Source organism: Bacillus sp. D7-8, assembly GCF_052055895.1.
GTDB lineage: Bacteria > Bacillota > Bacilli > Bacillales > Bacillaceae > Bacillus > Bacillus velezensis.
This window is the reverse complement of sequence record NZ_CP179922.1, coordinates 373491-395571: the sequence shown is the minus strand read 5'-3', so window position 1 is coordinate 395571 and position 22081 is coordinate 373491. Positions and strand designations below refer to the sequence as shown.

Sequence of the window (22081 nt, the reverse complement as noted above, 5' to 3'; positions counted from 1 at the left end):
ACCGCCGGTTTCAAGATGATTCATGTTTCGTATTCAGCGGAAGGCGGATTGTAAAGGTCGTGCCTTTTCCTTTTTCGCTGTCAATATCTATCGTACCCTTGTGCATTTCGACGAGCTGCCTGACGATGGAAAGGCCGAGTCCGTATTCGCCGTATGCCGTATTCGTCCGGGACACGTCCGCCTTATAAAACCGCTCCCATATATGTTCAATTTCCTCTTTGGAGATGCCGATCCCGGTGTCTTCGATTTCAATCACCGTTTCTTTATAGCCTTCATACCCGCGCAGCGTGATGTCTCCCTTTTGCGTAAATTGAATGCTGTTTTTCGTGATGTTGACGAGAATCTGGATCAGCCTGTCATAATCGGCGAACACTTTGACGCCGTCCTCCACTTGAATCCGCAGCTGATTTTGTTTTTCCTCCGCCTGCTGATTGAGATGCTCTTTAATAATTTCAAACACCTCGATGAGCGGCAGACTGAGCTTGTCCAGTTTGATTTGCTGGGATCTGATTTTTTCATAATCCAGGTTTTCTTTCACGAGCCTGAGCATCCGCTTCGTTTCTTCGCTGATCAGCGAGAAGCATTTCTCTTTATCTTTTTCCGGGATGGTGTTGCTGTTAAGCCCCTCCACAAGTCCGTTAATGGTCGTCAAAGGCGTTCTCAGCTCATGGGAGACATCGGCGATAAATTGGCGCCTCCGTTTTTCGAGGCGGTCAATCTGCTCTCTCGATTGCTTCAGATTTTTGGCCATGGTGTTGAAATCGGACGCCAGCATGCCGATTTCATCGCCGCCGCTGTTCTTGAGCGAAATATCGTAATCACCGGATGCCACTTTTCCGGTCGCATCCCGCAATGTCTGAATCCGCTTGACGTGAAATTTAGATAAAAGCCAGCTCAGCAGAATCGTGATGATAAGGGTGCTGATGATCGCGTAAATCATATAGCGGTTGACCTGGCTGATCATCTGCTCGACCCCTCTGACGGGAGACACGAGCAGCACCGCGCCTTTAAATTGATCGTTGATAAAAAGCGGTTTTGCGACAAGCGATACTTCCAAGCCTTCCGTATTAAAACGGTTCATCTCCGCTCTGATCTGAACGGTTTTCCCTTGCTTCAGCATGTGCCACTCTTTACTTTTCAGCTTCTCGCGCGGCGGCATATCGTCAGGAAAAAAGTAAGGCCGCTGATGTTCATCGAAAATAATAAACCTGGTCTCGCGCGTTTTTAACATGTCCTGATACGGATACAGGCGGCGCAGATCAAGATCGCGGCCGTTCAGCTCACTTGTGATCTGCTGCGCGTAAGAAGACAGCTCATCCACTTTATTTTGATACGCAAAATCTTTCACAAAGTGCGAAAACAGGGAAATGATGATGAAAAAGGCCAAAATCAAAATGCTGACATGACTTAACAGCAGCTGATATAAGTATTTAATCCTCATCAAATTTGTATCCTACCCCCCACACCGTGTATAAAAACGGTTTTTCCTCACTGGACAGTTTTTTGCGCAGCCGTTTAATATGAACATCAACCGTACGTTCATCGCCGTAAAATTGATAGCCCCATACCTGCTCAAGCAGCTGCTCTCTCGAAAAAACCTGGCGCGGGTTTTGTGCGAGATAAAAGAGCAGATCGAATTCCTTCGGCGTCAGATTCTCGACAGGTTTTCCGTGCAGAAACACTTCCCGCGTCTTCTTATTGATTGAAAAACACGCCGTTTCGATCAAGTCGTCGCTTTTTACGGCCTGCCCCGTCGCCCGGTATCTTCTGATCACCGCTTTAATCCGCGCTACTAGCGTCAGCGGGCTGAACGGCTTGGTGACATAGTCGTCCGCCCCCATTTCAAACCCGATCACCTGATCAGACTCCGTATCCTTTGCGGTCAGCATAATAATCGGCACACTGCTCGTCTCTCTTATTTTCCGGCAGATCGTCACTCCGTCCATTGATGGAAGCATAATGTCCAGAATGACCAAATCCCAGTCCTCTTCCGTGAAACGCTGATAGCCTTCCACTCCGTCATGGACAAATTCGGCTTCAAATCCTTCTTTAAAAAAGAACATTTCCGTCATGGTGCATACGCTTATATTATCTTCTATCATTAATATCTTCATTGGTTCCTCCGCTTATCTTCACGCTTTTTCTTATAATAGCACCATTTTACCCGGGTGTTTTCGGGTTTCACAATTGTTAGTTTTTATTTCATCATCCGGAAATAGTTTGTTCATATTTTTTTCATACATTTCTCCTACTATATACATATCGGATGGCCGGTGCTAAAGAAGGCCGGTTTTACAAGATCTGACACCCACACGGAGGAACAGACATGAACTTTATAAAAAGAGCCTTTTGGAGCATGAAGGCAAAAAAGGGAAAAACATTTTTGCAGCTGGTTGTGTTTTCAGTGATTTGCATTTTTGTCCTGTCCGGTCTTACGATCCAGTCAGCAGCAAAGAAATCAAGCGAACTGGCAAGGCAGCAGCTCGGCGGGAGCGTCACACTCCAGGCTGACCGCCAAAAGCAAATGGCGCAGCAGCAAAAAGACGGTGAAAAGAGGACGTTTGAATCAACGCCGATTTCCGTCTCAGATGCCAAGAAGCTTACATCTTTACAGCATGTTAAAAATTACAACTTCCTCACGACAGCGTCAGCAAATGCAGAAAGCTTTGATGCGATAAAAAGCTCAGGCGAATCAGCCGATAACAGTTCCGGCGACGGCCGTTTTCAAGGCGGCGGAAGACAGATAATTTCAGCGGATATTTCGATCGAAGGCGTGCTCTCTACGGCATTGCTTGATGATTTCACAGGCGGGAGCTCAAAAATCACTGACGGACGCGCCATCACAAAGACAGATGCGGACGCAAAAGTCGCCGTGATTAATGAAACGCTGGCAGATCAAAACAAGCTGAAGGTCGGCGGCTCCATTACCGTTTCCTCAACAGCGGATGATTCTGTGAAAACGAAGCTTAAAATTGTGGGAATCTATAAAACAACATCCTCAGGAGACGATCAGGCACAGCATTTTTCATTCTTAAATCCTGACAATAAAATCTATACGCCTTACACCGCCGCGGCGGCGTTAAAAGGGTCTGATTACAAAAACAAAATCAGCTCAGCCGTTTATTATATGGATGATGCCAAATATATTGACTCATTCGTTGCGGCTGCGAAAAAAACATCTATAGATGATAAAATCTATGCGATGACGACAAATGATCAGGTGTATCAGCAAATGGTCGGCCCGATTGAAAATGTCGCGTCATTTTCTAAAAACGTAGTGTATCTTGTATCCATCGCGGGCGCGGTCATTCTCGGGTTGATCGTGATGATGTCGATCAGGGAACGCAAGTATGAAATGGGTGTCTTGATGGCGATCGGCGAAAAGCGCTGGAAGCTCATCGGACAATTCTTAACGGAAATTCTGGTTGTCGCCGTTATTGCCATCGGGATCGCATCCGTCACGGGCAGCCTTGTGGCGAATCAGCTCGGAAATCAGCTTCTTTCCCAGCAGGTCAGCTCAGCCGATGATTCACAGCAGCAAACAAGCGGCTGGGGCGGAGGAGAAATGCCGCGGGGAGGCGGCATGTTCGGTCAGCATTCATCCGGCGCGGATATCATCAGTACAATGCAGGTAAACGTCTCGCTGAATGACCTTCTGATTCTTGGCGGCATCGGCGTCGCAATTGCCGTCATCGCCACATTACTGCCGTCTGTATCAGTCATGCGGCTTCACCCTAAAACGATCCTGGCCAAGCAGGAATAAGAGGAGGCAGCATAATGAGCCTATTAACCTTTCAACAGACCGGCTACTGGTACCAAGACAAATCACAGCCGCTATTTCAGGATATAACGATCAGCTTTGAAAAAGGGAAGTTTTATACAATTGTCGGCGCCTCCGGAACGGGAAAAACAACGTTTCTGTCTCTGGCGGGCGGCCTTGACACACCTAAAGAGGGAAGCATCCTTTATAACGGAGAAGACATCTCCAAAATCGGATTAACCAAATTCAGAAATCAATATGTCTCTATCGTCTTTCAATCTTATCATCTGATCCCGTATATGACGGCGCTCCAGAATGTCACAACGGCGATGGAGATCACCGGCTCTAAGGAGAACAACAAAGATGCGTTCGCGCTCAGCATGCTGAAAAAAGTCGGCATCACCGAACAGCAGGCCCGTCAGCGGGTGCTGACATTAAGCGGCGGACAGCAGCAGCGCGTTTCAATTGCGCGGGCTTTCTGCTGTGACACGGATTTGATTTGCGCGGACGAGCCGACGGGAAATCTCGACGAGGATACGTCAAAGGAAATCGTCCGGCTCTTTCAGGATCTGGCGCATAAAGGCGGCAAATGCATCATCATGGTGACGCACGACGAACAAATTGCCAAAGTTTCTGATATCAATATCCGCTTATCAAGAGGAAGTTTCACAGTAAAAGAAAACGGCACGGCCGTTTCCTGATACCGCGCCCCTGCCAGCGCAGACAGGGGCGCACCCTATATCCCCCTATTCAATAGAAGTGAACGTAAAAAGAGCGAGGGCTGCATCCCCTCGCTCTTTTTATTTATATCAGCTGTAAATAACGGTCAATATTTGATTGTCCGGCTGCTTTGATCAATTCTTCCGCCTTTTTCTCTTCTCCCGGCAAAGCGAGCCGGAGTTTGTCTTCAATGTCTTTTTCAGAAAGGCCGTTTCCCGGCGCTCCCTTCGGACAGTCGATACGTGTTTCATAGACATGACCGCCGGAAGCCGTGACCCGTACAATTGTAAAACGGCCCTTCGGAACGGCGTTGTCAGCCGGCTGAATTTGGTCATCGCAGCTGCGGTGAATCCGCTCAAATCCTTTTTGAAGGGATTCCGGAATCGGCTCGGATGTGAAATGTTCAACTGAAAAATCCTTACCGTGCAAAGCTAAGGTGATCACATATTCCACGCTGAATCTTCCCGCTTCGCCTGTTTTCGGACGCCGTTCTGTCAATGCAGCGTCACCGCCCGGCGGATAAATCACGTCGATCCGTTCCGTTTGGCCGAAAGTGAGACCATGTTCGGCCTTCAGCTTGAGAATGGCGTCCGCCGCATGATGAGCCGCCGAGCAAAACGGATAAACCTTAAACCAAAGTCCCGGGCTCACAATCCGCCAAGGTTTTCCCCACCCGTTTACAAGGAGGGTTTCTGCCCGTTCAAGATCGCCGTACAGTCCGAAAAAACCTTTCTCCCCGTCGAGCGCATGAACTGAGCCGCCGAAACCGGCCTTTGCAAGCTGCACGGCGAACAACCCGGCTTGAGCGGCCAGTCCGGCGTGGAGCGGCTTCATTTCTGTCCCGAATTGCACCCTCATGCCTCCGGAGCGGGCAGCCGCAAACCCGATCGCCGTCTGCAATTGGGTTTGATTCAGATTCTCCGCAAATCCGACGGCGCATGCGGCCGCAATGGCACCTAACGTTCCTGTATTGTGCCAGCCTTTCTCGTAATGATGCCTTCCAGCTGACTCGCCGAGCCGCGCCATCACTTCAATTCCCGTCACATAAGCACCGAGAAAACGGCTTTTGTCTATCCGGCCGGCTGATGCGGCTGCAATCAAAGCCGGAAGGATGACTGCGCTCGGATGTCCTCTTACATCAGAATGAACATCGTCAAAATCAAGCGCATGTGCGATGAATCCGTTAATGAGCGCGGCTTGGGACGGCGTGGTTTTTTGATTTCTGCCGATAAGCGGCGCTATCGGCACCCCGCCTTCTTCTTCGGCCAGTTTTACCAGCTTTTCAACTCCTTTATCCCGTCTCCCCGCAAAAGCTGCCGCTGAAAAATCAAGCAGTCCTTTGCGCGCTTCTTTCATCGCTTCAGCGGATGTTTCCGGCACAGACGACATGACGGCCTGAGCAAGCCCGGCCGTCAGATTTTCCGTATTCATTCCGTCTGCTCCAATACGTTGACGGCAAGCCGGGCGAAAAACTCAGCCGCTGCCGGGAGCGCTTTTTCGTCGAGTGTGAAGGCGGGATGGTGCCATTCTTCTGTTCCGTTTGTTCCCATCCAGACGAAGAAGCCGGGGATTTTTTCTTGATATAATGCAAAGTCTTCCCCGCCGGGCGACTGTTCTGCCCGAACGGTCTGAAGCCCGAGGCTTTCAGCCGTTTGTTCCGCCGCCTGTATGAAACGGGCGTCGTTCATCACTGACGGAAGGTAAGGATACCAGCGGAAATCAGCCTCTGCCCCGAATCCGGCTGCGATTCCTTCGGCAACCCGCTTCATATGTTTCGGAACAGCGTCACGCGCTTCTTTTTGAAACGTCCGGACGGTGCCTTCCATTTCAACATGGTCCGGGATGACATTCCAAGAGCTGCCGCCTTGAACTCTTGTGATGCTGACGACGGCATTGTGAAGCGAGCTGATATTTCTGCTGACAACTGATTGCAGGCCGCCGATAATCTGTCCTGCCGCCTGAATCGGATCAATGCTGTTATCAGGGATTCCGGCGTGGCCGCCTTTTCCTTTAACAGTGATTTCAAAGCGGTCGACACTCGCCATCAGCGGGCCTTCTTTCAGACCGACCGTGCCGACGGGGAGGTCAGGTTTGTTATGCATGCCGAATATCGCCGATACACCGTCAAGCGCGCCGGCTTCAATGACCTGTCTTGCTCCGGCGGCGATTTCTTCCGCGGGCTGAAAAATAAACCGCACCGTTCCTTTCAGCTCATGCTTTCTCTCATTTAATAAAAAAGCCGTGCCGAGGATAGATGCCGTATGGAAATCATGGCCGCAGGCGTGCATCACGCCGCTGTTTCGCGAAGCAAACGGAAGGTTTGTATTCTCTTCGATCGGCAGTGCGTCGATGTCCGCTCTGACGGCGATGACGGGGCCGCTTTTGTCTCCTTTGATTTCAGCGATCACTCCGGTTTGAAGTTTCGGCATATCAAGAACCGTGATTCCTTCTTCCTCCAGCCAGCGGCGGATTTTATTCGTCGTTTCGTATTCCTCGCCTGACAGCTCAGGGTGTTCATGAAGGTCGCGGCGGATATTGATTAAACGTTTGTTTAATGATTCATACGTTTCATTTGCCATTTCTTCTTCTTCCCTTCTTAGACAAGTTCGGCGGGCTCTCCCACTTGCTTAATGAATTTTTTCGTCCGTTCGTTCTGCGGATTGTCAAACAGCTCTTCCGGCGTTCCCTGTTCGATGATGCGTCCGTCCGCCATAAATATGACCTTGTCGGCCACTTCACGCGCAAAAGCCATCTCATGCGTGACGATGATCATGGTTGTCTGTTTTTCGGCAATTGATTTGATGACTTGGAGCACCCCGGCTACAAGCTCAGGGTCAAGGGCCGAAGTCGGTTCATCCAGTAAAATCGCGTGAGGATCAACGGCCAAGGCGCGCGCAATCCCGATCCGTTGCTGCTGTCCGCCTGACATCGTAATCGGGTAGCTGTCCGCTTTGTGTTCTAAACCGACTTGCCGCAGCAGATCCATACCGATCTGTTCCGCTTCTTTTCTCGGTTTCTTTTGCGCGGTGATCAGCGCCTCTGTCACATTTTGCAGGGCGGTTTTGTTTTTGAACAGGTTGTAATTCTGAAACACCATCGCCGTCTGCTGGCGAAGCTTATGAACGTCTTTGCGCGAATAGGACGCTGCATTCAGCTTTGCATCACCGATTTCAATGATGCCGTCATCCGGGCGCTCCAGCAGATTCAAACAACGGAGGAGCGTTGATTTTCCCGAGCCTGACGGGCCGATGATGGCCGTGACTTCGCCGCTTTTGATCTCAAGGTCGATCCCGTCAAGTACGGTAAGGTCTTTAAATGCTTTTCGAATATGTCTGACTTGTATCATCCTGAGCCTCCTCCTATGTGCGATAAGGCTTGCTGATCGCCCGTTCGAGCAGATCCTGCAGCACACTGTAAATAATCGTAAGAATCCAGTACATGACCGCGACGGCTAAATACGTCTCAAAATATTTGAGGTTGCCTGATGCGTACATTTTTCCTTGGGCGAACATTTCCATCACTCCTAATGTAAAGGCGAGCGATGTTTCTTTTAACAGGCCGATAAACGTATTTCCCGTCGCGGGAAGCGCGTTTCTGACGGCTTGCGGGAAAATGATCCGTCTGTACGCCTGGGATTTTGTCATTCCGACAGACAGACAGGCTTCAAGCTGCCCCTCATCGACTGAGTTGAGCGCCGCGCGGAAGATTTCAGCCAAGTAGGCGGCATTCTTCAGGCTTAACCCGATAATCGCCGCAGTTAACGCCGTCATCTTGCTCATTCCGGGAAACAGCTGAGGCAGGCCGTAATAAATTAAGAAAAGCTGCACGAGCGTCGGCACGCCCCGGAAAAATGAAATATACACCTTTGACAGCTGGTGAAGCACAGGAACACGATTTTTTGTGATAAGCGCTAATATAAGGCCGCCGATCACGGCAAATACCATGGCCGCGACGGCCATTAGTAATGTGATCGGCAAGGCTTCGATTAACGCGGGAAAAGCTGAAAACATAAATCCCCAATCAATGCTGTTCATTCTCGATTTTCACCGCCGTTTCTTAATGCTTTGCTTCTGTTGTGATATCTTCTTTAAAGTACTTTTCAGACAGCTTTTTCAGCGTGCCGTCTTTCCGCAGGTCTTCAATGGCTTTGTTTACTTTTTTGCGGATTTTATCGTGAGCCGCATCTTTCGCAAACGGGAAAGCGACTTTTTCATAGACAATCGGGTCTCCTGCTAATTTCAGAGGCAGACCGGTCTTTTTGATCTGGGCGATCAGGACGCTGCGGCTGTTTACATAAGCGTCAACCCGTCCGTAAGCCACGTCTTTCAGCGTGCCTTCTTGTGTTTCATACGTTTTCATGTTGATTTTTTTATCCGGGTCCTTGCTCTCAAGGTTTTTCGCGTGGTTTGAGCCCAGAACGGCCGCCACTGTTTTTCCTTTTAGATCGTTGACTGATTTGATGTCTTTGTTATCGTTTTTGACGACGATTTGAGTGCCCGCATACGAATACGGTTCTGTGAAGTTATACGTTTTCTTGCGTTCGTCCGTGACAGCGACCTGGTTAGAGATGGTGTCGAGTTTGCCGGTCTGGAGCTCTCCCATCAGTCCGCTGAATTCAAGCAGCTTCCAGTCCAGTTTCATGTTGATTTTTTTTGCAACGGCTTCCATGACATCCACGTCAAAGCCGGTCAGCTTGCCGTTTTCTTTATATGCGAACGGATAGCTTTGTCCCGTGGCGCCGACATGCAGTACGTTATCGCCGCCTTCGCTTTCTTTTCCGTTTCCGCATGCTGATAAGACCGCCAAAAGCGCGGCAGACAGCAGCAAAGCCCATGTTTTCTTCTTCATTAAAATCCCGCCTTTTCCTATTAATATGTTAATCCTGCAATTGTTTTTTTAAATAAATGGTGATGTGCCCTTTTCCTAGATCCTTTTCGCCTGCACGGACGTAGCCTTTTCGCTCGTACATGCCGATCAGCCACGGATGCTTGTCCGCTGTGCCCAGTGACACGAAAGGCGCTTTTAATGTGTCGCGGAGCACTGTATTCTCCAGCCACTCCAGCATGTCTGAGCCCGTCCCTTTTTTTCCGGTTTCAGGATCGACGGCAAACCACCAAATATGAGGAACACCGTACGGCCCGGGATTCGGCCCCCACGGCATCCGCAGAGAAATCGTCGCCAGAATCCGGCCGTCTTCCTCCAAAACGTAACAGGCATTTTTTTGTATGTTATTCAAAACGAGTTCTTTATCCGCCGTGGCAGCGGCAAAGTTGATGCCGAGCTTGCGGATCGGTTCATACGCCCGCAGTGTCAGTGAAAGCAGCTCATCAGCGTCTGCCTCCGTTGCGAGCCGGTATTGTCTTGACATGATGAGCCCTCCTTTAGTCGGCATATCGGTTTGCCGGTTTTTCCAGTCCGAAATGTTCTCTGAGCGTCGTTCCTTCATACTCTTTTCTGAACACGCCCCGTTCTTGTAAAATCGGAATCACTTTGTCTACAAAAAGAGTGAGACCTTCAGGCAAAAGCGGCGGCATGATGTTGAAACCGTCACAAGCTTGTTTTCCGACCCATTCTTCCATCTTATCGGCAAGCTGTTCTGGCGTTCCGACAAAGATATGATGGCCTCTTGAACCCGCCACATATTTGTACAGCTCGCGGATGGTCATGTTATCGCGTTTGGCCATCTCCTGAACGAGCTTGAAGCGGCTTTTAACGGCATTCGACGCATCCGCATCCAATTCAGGCAGCGGGCCGTCAAGCGGGCAGGCGGACAGGTCGACGCCGCCCAGATAGTTTTGCAGAATGTTCAGGCCGACAGACGGAATGATGAGGTCTTGGAGCTCTTCATATTTTGCCTGTGCTTCTTCTTCGGTATCGGCGATAACGGGAAAAATTCCCGGCATGATCGCGATTTTTTCAGGATCACGGCCGAAAGAAGCCGCTTGTTCTTTAATAGATTGATAGAATTCCTGCGCGGATTCCAAATGATTTTGCGCGGTGAAAATGACCTCCGCCGTTTTGGCGGCCAGCGCTTTTCCGTCTCCTGATGATCCGGCCTGAATAATGACCGGGCGCCCTTGAGGTGTGCGGGCAACATTTAACGGCCCTCTCACGGAGAAATATGTTCCTTTATGGTTCAATTCATGCATTTTGTCTTTATCGAAAAATGCTCCTGATTCTTTGTCACGGATAAAGGCGTCTTCCTCCCACGAATCCCATAATCCTTTGACGACTTCAACGAATTCTTCCGCGCGCTGATATCTGAGATGGTGCTCAAGATGCTTTTCGCCGCTGAAATTAAGCGCGGTCGATTCAATCGAAGATGTGACGACATTCCAGCCCGCGCGGCCGTTGGAAAGATGGTCAAGCGATGCAAATTGTCTCGCGATATGGAACGGTTCGCTGTATGTGGTAGACGCGGTCGCCGTCAGACCGATGCGGGATGTGACCTGAGCGAGCGCCGACAGCAGCGTAAACGGCTCAAAGCGCGTCAGCACATTCGGATGTGATTTGCCGTCTATTGATAAACTGTCCGCCAAAAACAGCATGTCCAATTTCCCCCGCTCAGCTGTTTTCGCCAGTTCTTTGAAATAATCCAAATTCATGCTCGCGTCCGCCGGTGCCTGAGGATGTCTCCAAGAAGCGACATGATGGCCGGTGCCCGCGAGAAACACACCGAGTTTGATTTCTTTTTTCTTTGTCATAATGGATCTCCTTCTATTCTGAAATACGGTTCGGAAAACATTAACACCACTAAACCTATATTTCCTAGTAATTTTATAAGAATAAATCAAAATGTACAATTGTCAGGCAAGTTTGTCAATGCATTAAGACAAAAATCATGATTTTTAAAATAACCCGGCGCACCGGCCGGGTTATTTCTTCGAAACTGTATAGACGGTCCCTTTGACCTTTTTCTTAATAACGGCAATGATAAGCAGCAAAACGGGGAACAGCACTTGAAACGGAAGATGAATATAGATCGGCACAATGTTTAAGCCTTCATTCATGTGTTCCGAAAAATTGCTTGCGATGCTGATGGAGAGAATCAGCACCCCCAATCCGACCGGGAAGGCCAGCTGGGACGGATTTTTTTCTTTAAACAGCGTGGACACGCCCACGACAACCGCATATGTAAAAAGGCTGACTTTGAAAAAACCGCCGATGACGAGCACGAGCATGAAAAAGACATCCAGCCGGTCTAAAAACTCTTCCACTTTAATTGTCTGTATGGTGCTCAGCAGCGGAAATTGAGAGCGGAGCATTAAGTTGACGTCCAGCACACAAATATTAATCGCCACTGACATTGCCAAAAACAGCCCGCTGATGATAATCGCCAGAAATCCGGTTTTCTTCACCTTTTTCCGATCTTTTAAATAAGGGAAAATCATGACAAACACGATTAATTCACCGAACGGGATGAACATCGTCTGTTTAAACACGGAATAAATGACCGTTCCTGCACCCTCCGCTAAAACGGGCTGGAGAAATCTGAGGTTTATCGTGCCTGAGCTGATAATGAGGATCAGCCCGACGGCTGTCAGGAAATACATAATGCCAAACAGCAGCTCGCCGGCTCTCGCTATCACTTCAATTCCCTTTCTGACCGCGAATATCGCGGCGATCATCAGCATGGCATTCACAATTAAAATTGGCGTGTCCTGGTAGGCGAAGGTGACAAGCATTTCGCCAAAATCCCGCAATACGCGGGCGGCGATATAAGCAAAATAGAGAATATAAAGAAGCGAGACCGCCCAGCTCAGATGTCTGCCGATCAGTTCGTTCATGTAATCTCTCGGAGAAGACTCAGGAAAAAATTGATACAGCGCCTGATAAACGTAGAAAAGTCCGAGACCGATAACGCACCCGAGAAGCACGGACAGCCACGCATCCCGCCCGGCCATCGTGCCCGGCGGGATCAATAACGAACTGCCCAATTCAAACAAAATGATCATAATAAACAGCTGACGCGTGCCGATTTTCGCATTTTCCATACGCTTCGCTCCTTTCTCCTCAAATCAATCATGCTCAAGCTTGTCTGAGAGAGGATTATTCCGCAAGCCCGTTCTTCTGATAATGACTTCCGTTTTGACATCTACGGGGAGATTGGGGAAATATTCTTCATCCCACTTCCCTTCGAACTTTTTCCATTTGTCCGGATGCTTCCGATAGATCAGGTCTCCGAAGCCGACGAAGTCATTCTTATGGGCTTTTATATCTTCAATCGATTTGGTGATATCTTTCTCAAGCTGCACACTGAGCGCCTTTTGCATCGTCATCAGCACTTGCGGATCAGACAGATGGAAAGGGTATCTGACAGCGTCCACCAGCCCTTCGACCTGAGCATGCACGTGAATATGCGGTTTTCCGTTCGGAAAAGTGGCCGTCACCTTTGTATTCTGGCGGGTGACCTGCAGACTGATTGCATGCTTCACATTCTTCCAATCCGCATTGATGAACGTATGCTTGATCCTATTGAGCAGCCATACAGCCCCCACACTGTCGTCATCCTCAATCCAGTAATCCAGCCTCCCATCCTTTTTGAACACCGCCAGTCCGTCCGCTGACAGCACTGCTTTCGGTTCAGTTGTCTGCGTATTTTCCATCGTAGGACCGGCTTTATCGTCTCCGTGCATTTCATAACCCGGAATAAACGGCGACCCGGTCGGAGAAGCGAGATCAATCAGAACGTCCTGAAGGTTGGTTTTAATGACTCTGCCGTATTGTTCCTGCGTGAAGCTGAGCGTCTTGTTCACTTTATTGGAAGGGATTTTATCAATCGGCGTCAGCACTTTAATAATGTCTTCAGCCTTGCAATTATGCGCGATCACAACGGTTGCGGTCGTCCTGAATTCGGTGTCGCGGTCAAGATTGTCCAGGATAAAACTGAGCCCTTCCTCTTTCGCCAGTTTTTCACTGAACACCACGAGATTCGTATGCGCAAAATAGAGCCTTCTGGACACTTTCATCGAGCCTTTTCTCAAAGCTTCCGTCATATTGTCTCCGGACACCGAATAGACGGAAACCGGAGGCCGGTCTCCCGCTCCGCCGCCCTGCAGACCGCCGGCCACGTTTCCCGGATTGATAATTTGCAAGTGAAGGACGTATTTTCCCGTTTCGGTCCGGTCAATACCGATGGCGGAGATCACCGCTAAATCGGTCAGCTCCCTTTTATCCCAGCATCCGGATACAAACATAAAGGAAACCATCGTACAAAGGATAAGCATCCATTTACGTCTTTTCATTACCGTCGCCCTCTTCTACATCTTTATTAACCATTCCTCTGGATGTCTCCGGTTTCGGTCTTTGATGTTCCCCTTGGCGCCTGTTGTTTTCCTGCACGAGCATTCCCGGCCTTTTTTCATCCGCCCATAACGGAGCTCGGAGAAGGGAATCCTTCAGCCCGCCCGGGGTTAAAGGAGCGAGCGGGGACATATACGGAAATCCGAATGAACGCAGGCCGCACAGATGGACAAACATCATGATAATGCCCAGAATCAGCCCGTAAAATCCCATGACCGCCGCCGACAGAATAAAGAGAAACCGGATCAGGCGCGCAGATATCGCCATGTCAAAAGCCGGGGTCGCAAAGCTGGCAATCGCCGTCAGCGCGACGACGATAACCATGGCTGGGGAAACAATGCCGGCCTGCACGGCGGCCTGGCCGATGACAAGCGCTCCGACTATGGAAACGGCGGAGCCGACAACTCTCGGAAGCCGGACACCCGCTTCCCTGAGAATCTCAAAGGCCACTTCCATTGTCAGCGCTTCAATCACGGCCGGGAACGGCACCGTCTCCCGCTGGGCCGCGATGACAATCAGCAGCTGCGTCGGAATCATTTCCTGGTGAAAGGTCGTCGCCGCCACATAAATCCCCGGCGCCACCAGTGAAATGAAGAAGATCAAAACCCGCAGCACCCTGATGCTAGTGGCGATATCAAATCGTGAATAATAATCCTCAACAGATTGAAAAAATTGAATAAATAAGGCCGGCGCGATGAGAACGAACGGCGTTCCGTCCACGATAATCGCAAATCGTCCTTCCAGCAGATTCCCCGCCACGACGTCCGGCCGCTCCGTATGATATACGGTGGGGAACACAGAAAACGGCGCGTCTTCAATGAGCTGTTCAATGTAGCCGGATTCCAGAATGCTGTCGATGTCAATGTGCTTCAGCCGCTTGCGGACTTCCTTAATCAGCTTTTTATCGCAAATTCCGTTAATATACATCAGCGCGACATCCGTATTCGTTTCGTGTCCGATCTCCATTTTTTCAACCCATACATCAGGCGTTTTTACATACCTGCGGATCATGGAAATATTGGTTTGCAGAGATTCAGTGAATCCCTGCCGCGGGCCGCGGAAAGAGACCTGGGTGCTCGGCTCTTGAATGGACCGATGCTCTCCCCCTTCCGTGCTGGCGATCAGCGCCTTGTCAGCCCCGTCGACAAAAATGAGCGTGCTGCCCGCCACCAGCCCGGCATAAAGACTTTTCCATTTTTCTGCCTCTTTCACCCCGCCGATCGCAAGCGTTTTATCGTATATCAGGCAGACCGCTTGTTCCGGCTGAACGGACGGGATGTCGATTAAATCCTCCAGAAGGGATTGGCTGACGAGCTGTTCGTCTACCAAACCGGCGATATACACAATTGCGGCCGGAAGCTCTTCTTTTCCGATTTTAAGCCGGCGGATGACGACATCGGCACTGTTGCCGAACCTCTCAGACAGCTTCTTCATATTTTGCTTTAAGCTGAGGGAGATCGGCTCATCCCGCTCTTTGTCCGGCTGGCTGTCCGCTTCTTTTCTGCCTTCATTGTCACGGTCGTTTTGATCGGCTTTTTTTTGTTTCTTCTGCTTAAAAAATGGCGGCATATCGCAAAAAACCTTTCCTCGTTTTTTTTCATATTCTTCCTGTACGGCAAAAGATTATGCACGGCGGAAAGTCTGTATAAGTTCTGCGTAATCGAAAAGGATAAAAAGGGAGAGTGATGCGCATGAAAATATTGGGGGTTTCATTTTTTTTGCTGGCTGCCTGTCTGATCATTTCAGTAACGATAGATATGCTGCAAGGTTTCAGTTTCTATGGAGCGGTCCAAAACAACCTGTCCGCTTTTAAATTGACCACCTTCTCAGAATGGCTGATGCTGTTTTTATTCGCCCTCTTTTTAATCAGAGAAATGATCGTTTTATATAAATCAGGTAAAAAAGATGCCTGACAGGCGCACGGCTGTATTGTGTCAAAAAAGAACACATCCCTCCTTCTTTCGGAGTTCATGTGTTCTTTTTATTTTTCCGGCGGGACCGTTTTCAGATGACGATATTTCCGCTGTCCGTATCTGTCGCGTGTTTCACAATGACGCCTCTGATAATGCGGTTGCCGATGATTTTAGTACTTGCGGAGGAATTGGTTTGGATGGCGGAAGCAGAAGCGGCGGAAAGGTTGTTGATGGTATTGCCCGACACGAGGGAATTGGAGGTTCCGTTCAGATAGATGCCGATCGGGCTGCCCGCCGTTCGGTTGATCGTGAGCGTATTGTCTATGACTTCATGCGTGCCTGAATTCAGATACACGGTAACGATAAGCGGTGATGATTCAAAGCGGTTGCTGATGACAGAGGTTCCCGAGGATGTTGAACTGAAAATGGGATAGTTTTTGTAGCTTTTGAAGAGATTTCCCTTGATGACAGCCCTGGCGTCATTTGTCACAGATACGGCATAGGACTCCGCGGCGCCCTGATACGCATTCGGAATCAGCGTATTTCCTTCAATAACGGCATTTCCGCCTGTGACCCATATGCCCCGGCTGAACGATGTCAGCACATTTTGTTTTACGGTGATATTGCCGGCCGACATGCTGATTCCGTCCGTTACCTGATTCAGAGTATTATTCATAAAGACGGCGTTTTCCGACAGCGTCGCCCGCATCCCAGTGCTTCGTCTCGTTTCGGAACGTCCGTTTTCAATGACATTGCCGTCAACGGTCACATCTTCTGCCTGATAGACGGAAATGCCCGTATTTTCAAATTGACTGATTTTGTTATGGGTGACGAGGACGCTTTTTCCCCTTACATCTATTCCGGTGGAAAAACCGGTAATCATATTGTTGGAAATGACGGCATTGCTGCTGTCCTGTCCTTGTGACACACCTTGTCCGGCGACTGCGGTCCTTGAGCCGCCGTCTGACCGAAAGAAGACATTCCCCGAAATGACGGTATGTGCCCCATACCCGTAGCTGATTGTGTTATCGGAATGATTTCCTTCAATTAACACATTATATCCGTTAAAATTGGTGACTGAGCTTGCGGCGTTTCCGGAAAAGAAGTTGTTGCGTACCGTAATATGAAGAGCTTCTTCATAATCAATATCGCCTTCTCCGTACGATTCAATATCGATTCCGAATTTCGGAGCCGTTCCGTTCCCTTGCCCGGCGTCTTCAATCACGCATTCTTCCACCGTAACGGTATTGCAGCCGGTGATTGAAATGTTGTTTCGCCTTGACTGCCTGATCTCACAGCGGCGGAGGGTCACCTGTTCTGAAGTTTCGTAATCACTGTTTGTTTTTAACCCGAGCGGGCTGACAATAATGCCGTCTCCCGTAAAATCCGAAATCTTCACATTTTCGATCAGCACATTGCTGCTGCCTTCAATACAGATTCCAAACCCCCATTCATGGGTCGAACGCAAAGGGACATTGGTATACGTGTGTTCATCCCGTTCGCCGATGATCCGGCCGCCGGTGATGGTGACATTTTCCCGCCTGCCTATATAGAAAGCCGAGTAGCCCCAGGAGCTGTTCGGCGCCACTTTAATCGTGCATTCCGGATCTAAAACGATGGTGAGATGGCTCGGCACGTTAATCCCGGCGTTCCGAAACGGCTGGCTGCTGTCCCCGCCAAGCGTGCCGTTGATTTTATACGTTCCGGGCGGAAAAAACACCGTATGATTGCCTTCGCTGACGGCCTTGGCCAAGCATTGGTTGATGGCGCCCGTCACATCGGTTTTTCCGTCTGCCGCCACACCGCAATCCGTAATATCCAATATACGATTCGGCAAGTGATAATCTCCTCCTTCCTCTCTTATTGTCATCTTATTCCGCCATATCCCGCTCCGCCTGTACATACTTTAAATTTTATTAAAAAAGTTTATAAAGATAGTTTAGTCAGATAATATAACAAAATAAGTCATTGGAATTAGGAAAATTCGTCTATATTCAACGTTTTAATATCTTTTCATTCTGGAATTTTTTGAATTCAGTATAAATTATATTGACACAAGTATTATATAAGAATATGATTTTTGTAATACACTTTTTTAAGAAAGGGTTGGCTCAGGTGGCATCTATTGATAAGGACTCTATAACAGAAACTGTGCCGCAACGAGGCTTTTTCGGTCATCCCCGCGGCTTGTTCACACTGTTTTTCACCGAATTTTGGGAGCGTTTCTCCTACTATGGTATGAGAGCCATATTGCTTTACTATTTATACACGGAAGTCGCTCATGGCGGTCTCGGCTTTGATAAAACGACCGCAGTTGCCATCATGTCCATATACGGGTCTCTCGTATACATGTCGAGCGTCATCGGCGGATGGCTGGCCGACCGGGTATTCGGCACGGCAAACACCGTATTTTACGGCGGAATTTTAATTATGTTCGGGCACATCGCTCTTGCCTTCCCTGGCAGCACGGCGGCGTTTTTTACCAGCATGGCTCTGATCATTATCGGAACCGGCCTGCTTAAACCAAACGTATCCAGCGTTGTCGGAGATTTATATACGAAGGAAGACGAGCGCCGCGACTCAGGTTTCAGCATCTTTTACATGGGGATCAACCTCGGCGGATTGCTTGCGCCGCTAATTGTCGGAACACTCGGACAGAAGTACAACTACCACTTAGGCTTCGGATGCGCCGCGGCCGGTATGTTCCTCGGACTGATTGTTTTCGCTCTTACGAGAAAGAAATACCTCGGCAAAGCAGGCTCCAATGTACCGAATCCGATTTCTAAATCATCAGTGATCGGCACGGGAATCGGAGTGGTCATCGCAGCAGCCGTTATCATCGTTCTGATTCAAACCGGCTGGCTGACGATCCAGCGTGTGATTGATACCGTCAGTATCCTCGGCATTGTCATTCCGGTTATTTACTTTATCGTGATGTTCACGAGCAAAAAAGCGACGAAAACGGAAAAATCACGGCTTGCGGCTTATGTTCCGCTGTTTGTTGCAGCGGCAATGTTCTGGGCGATTCAGGAGCAGGGCGCGACGATTCTTGCTTTATATGCGGATCAGCGCACGAGACTTTCCTTTGCGGGCATGCATCTTGAGTCTTCATGGTTCCAGTCTCTGAACCCGTTATTCATCGTTATTTTCGCGCCGGTGTTCGCCTGGATCTGGATGAAGCTTGGCAAACGCCAGCCTTCAACACCGATTAAATTCGCGATCGGCATTATCCTTGCCGGATTATCATTTTTAGTCATGGTGCTTCCGGTTATGGGCGGGAGCGGCGAGCTTGTGAGCCCGCTTTGGCTTGTGCTCAGCTTCCTTTTGGTTGTGCTTGGTGAGCTTTGCCTTTCACCGGTCGGTTTATCCGTCACAACGAAACTTGCGCCTGCCGCTTTCTCAGCGCAGACGATGAGCATGTGGTTTTTAACAAACGCCTGCGGTCAAGCCCTGAACGCAAAAGTAGTCGGTTTGTTTGATAAGATTTCTGAAGCGGCCTACTTCGGCTCAATCGGTCTTGTTTCGATCATTCTCGGTATTATTTTGATTCTTCTGTCTCCCGTCATTAAACGGGCGATGAAAGGCGTACAATAATAGAAAAGCCTGCGGAATCGTCCGCAGGCTTTTTTGATGCGTCTATCGTTTTAACTCCTCAAGTGTTTCTCTCCATCTCTTCAAGACATCTTCCGGTTCGTGGAGCTGGATGGCCGGTCCGGATGTCAGATCCGCGTATTTCGCCCGATCTTCCTTGACGGTGATCACGCGGCAGCTGAACCGTTCCCGCTCGTGTTTCGCCTCTTTCAGCGGCGGAAGCGCCTCACATTCCAATGTGACGTAATATGCGGCTCCTCCGTGCCAGGCGATGAAAAGAGCTTGTCCCGAATGCAGAAGGCTTCTTACGGTCGTCGTGTTTTTCCATAAGGCGAGCCGGAGATTTGTTCTGCTCACGGCCACGATTTCACCGGCGCTGATCATGGCCGCGTGCGGACGGCCTTCTTTTGTCACGGATTGGAGCACAAATGCGTCGTGCTGCTTTTTTTCAAGCTCCGTCCCGTCTAAAAGCGTGTAAAGCGCCTCCGGCAAGTGCTCCGTCAGCATTACGCTTTTCTTTCCGGGACAGCGGGAACATGTGCGGCCGTCTCCGTTTCTTTCGGATCGATTTTAAATGCCGGGTTGAATGCCGCCGGATTCGTGATGCTTTCCGGTTCACAGGATCTCCATGTGAAAAAGCAGGTTTGGCATTGGTAAATTTCCCAAGCGCCTTTGACCGGCGATTGGCTGACAGTTTCTCCTTTTTTCGATTCACAGCGCGGGCATGTTTTCATTGCAACCTCATCCTTTCTTATTGATTCATTAAGTCCATCAGTTTTTGTTCCCATTCTTTCGTTGTCAGCGGAGAATCAAGCGGCTGAGAATAATGGCCTCTTGTTTCCGGCGCGACAGGCGTTGTGGCGTCAAGAATCATTTTGTGTGTCATCCCTGCCGGATCAGACCCCGGGTCAAGCGGAAGGACGGACAGATCAGGAATGATGACTGCATCGTGTTTTGGATGCATTTTCGTTGAGAGCGCCCACATGACTTGCGGCAGGTTAAACGGATCGACATCCTCATCCACAACAATGACCATTTTGCAGTAGCCGAGTCCGTGCGGCGTCGTCAGGGCGCGCATGCCGACCGCCTTGGCAAATCCGCCGTAGCGCGTTTTCGTGGAAATAATGGCGATCAGCCCGTGCGTATACATCGCGTTCACGGCGACAATTTCGTTCGGATAAGCTTCCTTGAGCTGCTGGTAAAGCGGCACGCACGTATTAATGCCGATCATATAATCGCACTCCGTCCACGGCATGCCTAAGTATAAATGTTCAAAAATCGGATTGTTTCTATGATATACCCGTTTGATTTTGATCACCGGCATGCTGCGGCCGCCTGAATAATGGCCCGTAAACTCACCGAAAGGTCCTTCGTATTCCCGTTCTCCCGCAAGGATCTCTCCTTCCAGAACGACTTCAGCGCCCCAAGGGATGTCTAAATCAGACAATTTAGATTTGACGATTCTGTAGGGCTCCCCTTGAATCGCGCCGGCCATTTCATACTCGGATTGATCGTATAACAGCGGAGTTGACGCAGCTGTCGTAATCACCGGCTCACAGCCGAGCGCGATCGTAACGGGAAGATTCACGCCGCGTTCTTCAGCTTGGCGAAGATGAATCGCAATATCATGCTGAGGCACGGGCTGAATGCCGAGGCGGTCTTTTCCCTTTACCTGCATTCTGTAAATGCCGACATTCTGCTTGCCGAAATTGTCCGGATCTTCAAGATCGCGGGAAATGACACACGCTTTATCCAAATAGTAGCCGCCGTCCCCCTGGTTGATTCTGAATAGCGGAAGGATGTCAAATAGATTGATATCTTCCGTTATTTCATTTTCATGAAACGGCGCGGTTTCTTCCCGTTTGACCGGCACCGGAAATGCATCGTACCGTTTGGCGAACTCAAAGAATTGTTCTTTAACAGGCGTATCTTTCGGCATGCCGAGCATCATCGCGTGATTCGGCCACGAGCCGATGACATTCAGAGCCACCTGCGCATGGTGATGTCCGTAAATATTGTTAAATAAAAGCGCAGGGGTTTTATCCCCGAGATTGCTGGCTGCACGCGCGGCGGCACCCAGATCCGGCTCCGGTTTCACCTCTTCGTTGACTGTTAAGAGCTGCCCTTCTTTTTCAAGAGCGGCGAGAAATTCCCTAAAATCCTGATAGGCCATTATCAGATTCCTCCTTTTTGTTTTTCAATTCCGTACCACCGATTCGCTTCCGGCAGACGGATGCCGAACTGATCGAGCGTCCGGAACACAATATGGTCTATCAATTCATCCATGTCAGCCGGCTTGTTATAAAATGCCGGCATCGGCGGAAGAATGACGGAACCCATTTTTGTAAGCGCTAGCATATTTTCTAAATGAATTTGGCTGAGCGGCGTTTCTCTTGTCAGCAGCACAAGTTTTTTCCGCTCCTTCAAGATGACGTCAGCTGCCCTTGTCAGCAGATTGTCAGCCATTCCGGTGCGGATGCTTGCCAGTGATTTCATGCTGCACGGAGCGATGATCATCCCGTCCGTTTCAAACGAGCCGCTTGAAATCGCCGCGGCTTGGTCTTTGTGAGAATACGTAAAGGATGCGAGTTTCTCGACATCTTTTAACGTATAATCGGTTTCATGTGTAATGGTGACATTTGCCCAAGGAGACACGACAAGATGGGTTTCGATCTCCGCGGCTTTTAAATATTCTAAAAGCCTGATCCCGAATATGGCTCCTGTTGCCCCGGTCATTCCGATGACGAGCTTCATATTGACCCCTCCTTTACGCTTGAAATGTGGTGTCAAAACC

Annotated in this window: 21 protein-coding genes; 4 read left to right on the top strand and 17 right to left on the bottom strand. The window is 49.5% G+C overall.

Annotated features, from left to right (window positions below; translation table 11 throughout):
* Nucleotides 1-10: 10 nt before the first annotated feature.
* Both ACKTRM_RS01995 and ACKTRM_RS01990 read right to left on the bottom strand, forming a co-directional pair.
* Nucleotides 11-1444 (bottom strand): sensor histidine kinase, encoded by a 1434-nt coding sequence (locus ACKTRM_RS01995; RefSeq protein WP_162303988.1) that lies wholly within the window; start codon nucleotides 1442-1444, stop codon nucleotides 11-13.
* Nucleotides 1431-2114, bottom strand: a complete 684-nt coding sequence (locus tag ACKTRM_RS01990) for a response regulator transcription factor (RefSeq protein WP_007410267.1) — start codon at nucleotides 2112-2114, stop codon at nucleotides 1431-1433. Before ACKTRM_RS01990 ends, ACKTRM_RS01995 begins: the two co-directional genes overlap by 14 nt.
* Before the next feature lie 212 nt (nucleotides 2115-2326).
* Here ACKTRM_RS01990 and ACKTRM_RS01985 point away from each other — a divergent pair, with 212 nt between their 5' ends.
* A complete protein-coding gene (locus ACKTRM_RS01985; protein WP_012116796.1) occupies nucleotides 2327-3763 on the top strand; it encodes an ABC transporter permease in 1437 nt (478 codons plus the stop codon).
* 14 nt (nucleotides 3764-3777) lie between these two features.
* Nucleotides 3778-4461, top strand: a complete 684-nt coding sequence (locus ACKTRM_RS01980; protein ID WP_012116795.1) for an ABC transporter ATP-binding protein — start codon at nucleotides 3778-3780, stop codon at nucleotides 4459-4461.
* Nucleotides 4462-4564: 103 nt separating this feature from the next.
* On the opposite strand, the gene ACKTRM_RS01975 is transcribed toward ACKTRM_RS01980, so the two are convergent.
* The 10 genes from ACKTRM_RS01975 to gerKA form a co-directional block, all read right to left on the bottom strand.
* On the bottom strand, nucleotides 4565-5911 hold the full coding sequence (locus ACKTRM_RS01975; protein WP_012116794.1) for an MmgE/PrpD family protein: 1347 nt from the start codon (nucleotides 5909-5911) through the stop codon (nucleotides 4565-4567).
* Nucleotides 5908-7059, bottom strand: a complete 1152-nt coding sequence (locus ACKTRM_RS01970; RefSeq protein WP_012116793.1) for a M20 peptidase aminoacylase family protein — start codon at nucleotides 7057-7059, stop codon at nucleotides 5908-5910. The genes ACKTRM_RS01975 and ACKTRM_RS01970 overlap by 4 nt, the downstream gene beginning before the upstream one ends.
* A 17-nt stretch (nucleotides 7060-7076) precedes the next feature.
* Entirely contained in the window at nucleotides 7077-7826 is a 750-nt protein-coding gene (locus tag ACKTRM_RS01965; RefSeq protein ID WP_012116792.1) for an amino acid ABC transporter ATP-binding protein, read from the bottom strand.
* A 13-nt stretch (nucleotides 7827-7839) separates the two neighbouring features.
* Nucleotides 7840-8514, bottom strand: coding sequence for an amino acid ABC transporter permease (locus ACKTRM_RS01960; RefSeq protein WP_007410261.1), 675 nt, complete (start codon nucleotides 8512-8514; stop codon nucleotides 7840-7842).
* Between the two features lie 22 nt (nucleotides 8515-8536).
* Nucleotides 8537-9328 (bottom strand): amino acid ABC transporter substrate-binding protein, encoded by a 792-nt coding sequence (locus ACKTRM_RS01955; protein ID WP_012116791.1) that lies wholly within the window; start codon nucleotides 9326-9328, stop codon nucleotides 8537-8539.
* A 28-nt stretch (nucleotides 9329-9356) separates the two neighbouring features.
* Nucleotides 9357-9848, bottom strand: coding sequence for a GNAT family N-acetyltransferase (locus tag ACKTRM_RS01950; RefSeq protein ID WP_003156352.1), 492 nt, complete (start codon nucleotides 9846-9848; stop codon nucleotides 9357-9359).
* Between the two features lie 13 nt (nucleotides 9849-9861).
* On the bottom strand, nucleotides 9862-11187 hold the full coding sequence (locus ACKTRM_RS01945; protein ID WP_029326230.1) for an LLM class flavin-dependent oxidoreductase: 1326 nt from the start codon (nucleotides 11185-11187) through the stop codon (nucleotides 9862-9864).
* Between the two features lie 168 nt (nucleotides 11188-11355).
* Nucleotides 11356-12474 carry a GerAB/ArcD/ProY family transporter gene (locus ACKTRM_RS01940; protein WP_012116790.1) on the bottom strand — a complete coding sequence of 373 codons (1119 nt, stop codon included), beginning with the start codon at nucleotides 12472-12474 and terminating at the stop codon, nucleotides 11356-11358.
* A 24-nt stretch (nucleotides 12475-12498) separates the two neighbouring features.
* Entirely contained in the window at nucleotides 12499-13725 is a 1227-nt protein-coding gene (locus ACKTRM_RS01935) for a Ger(x)C family spore germination protein (protein ID WP_012116789.1), read from the bottom strand.
* Nucleotides 13712-15352, bottom strand: a complete 1641-nt coding sequence (gene gerKA, locus ACKTRM_RS01930; protein ID WP_012116788.1) for a spore germination protein GerKA — start codon at nucleotides 15350-15352, stop codon at nucleotides 13712-13714. Before gerKA ends, ACKTRM_RS01935 begins: the two co-directional genes overlap by 14 nt.
* Before the next feature lie 122 nt (nucleotides 15353-15474).
* Here gerKA and ACKTRM_RS01925 point away from each other — a divergent pair, with 122 nt between their 5' ends.
* Nucleotides 15475-15696: a hypothetical protein gene (locus ACKTRM_RS01925; protein ID WP_007410254.1), complete on the top strand. Its 222-nt coding sequence runs from the start codon at nucleotides 15475-15477 to the stop codon at nucleotides 15694-15696.
* A 91-nt stretch (nucleotides 15697-15787) separates the two neighbouring features.
* Here the strand turns inward: ACKTRM_RS01925 and ACKTRM_RS01920 are convergent, their stop codons facing one another.
* Nucleotides 15788-17533: a right-handed parallel beta-helix repeat-containing protein gene (locus ACKTRM_RS01920; RefSeq protein WP_012116787.1), complete on the bottom strand. Its 1746-nt coding sequence runs from the start codon at nucleotides 17531-17533 to the stop codon at nucleotides 15788-15790.
* A 278-nt stretch (nucleotides 17534-17811) separates the two neighbouring features.
* On the opposite strand from ACKTRM_RS01920, the gene ACKTRM_RS01915 reads away from it, so the two are divergent.
* A complete protein-coding gene (locus tag ACKTRM_RS01915; RefSeq protein WP_012116786.1) occupies nucleotides 17812-19290 on the top strand; it encodes a peptide MFS transporter in 1479 nt (492 codons plus the stop codon).
* Nucleotides 19291-19332: 42 nt separating this feature from the next.
* On the opposite strand, the gene ACKTRM_RS01910 is transcribed toward ACKTRM_RS01915, so the two are convergent.
* The 4 genes from ACKTRM_RS01910 to ACKTRM_RS01895 are packed head-to-tail and all read right to left on the bottom strand — an operon-like array spanning nucleotide 19333 to nucleotide 22077.
* Nucleotides 19333-19794 carry a hypothetical protein gene (locus tag ACKTRM_RS01910; RefSeq protein WP_023356701.1) on the bottom strand — a complete coding sequence of 154 codons (462 nt, stop codon included), beginning with the start codon at nucleotides 19792-19794 and terminating at the stop codon, nucleotides 19333-19335.
* Nucleotides 19794-20021: a non-oxidative hydroxyarylic acid decarboxylases subunit D gene (locus ACKTRM_RS01905; protein WP_007410250.1), complete on the bottom strand. Its 228-nt coding sequence runs from the start codon at nucleotides 20019-20021 to the stop codon at nucleotides 19794-19796. Before ACKTRM_RS01905 ends, ACKTRM_RS01910 begins: the two co-directional genes overlap by 1 nt.
* Before the next feature lie 17 nt (nucleotides 20022-20038).
* A complete protein-coding gene (gene bsdC / locus ACKTRM_RS01900) occupies nucleotides 20039-21460 on the bottom strand; it encodes a phenolic acid decarboxylase BsdC (RefSeq protein ID WP_012116784.1) in 1422 nt (473 codons plus the stop codon).
* Between the two features lie 2 nt (nucleotides 21461-21462).
* Nucleotides 21463-22077: a non-oxidative hydroxyarylic acid decarboxylases subunit B gene (locus ACKTRM_RS01895; RefSeq protein ID WP_123912781.1), complete on the bottom strand. Its 615-nt coding sequence runs from the start codon at nucleotides 22075-22077 to the stop codon at nucleotides 21463-21465.
* Nucleotides 22078-22081: the final 4 nt, after the last annotated feature.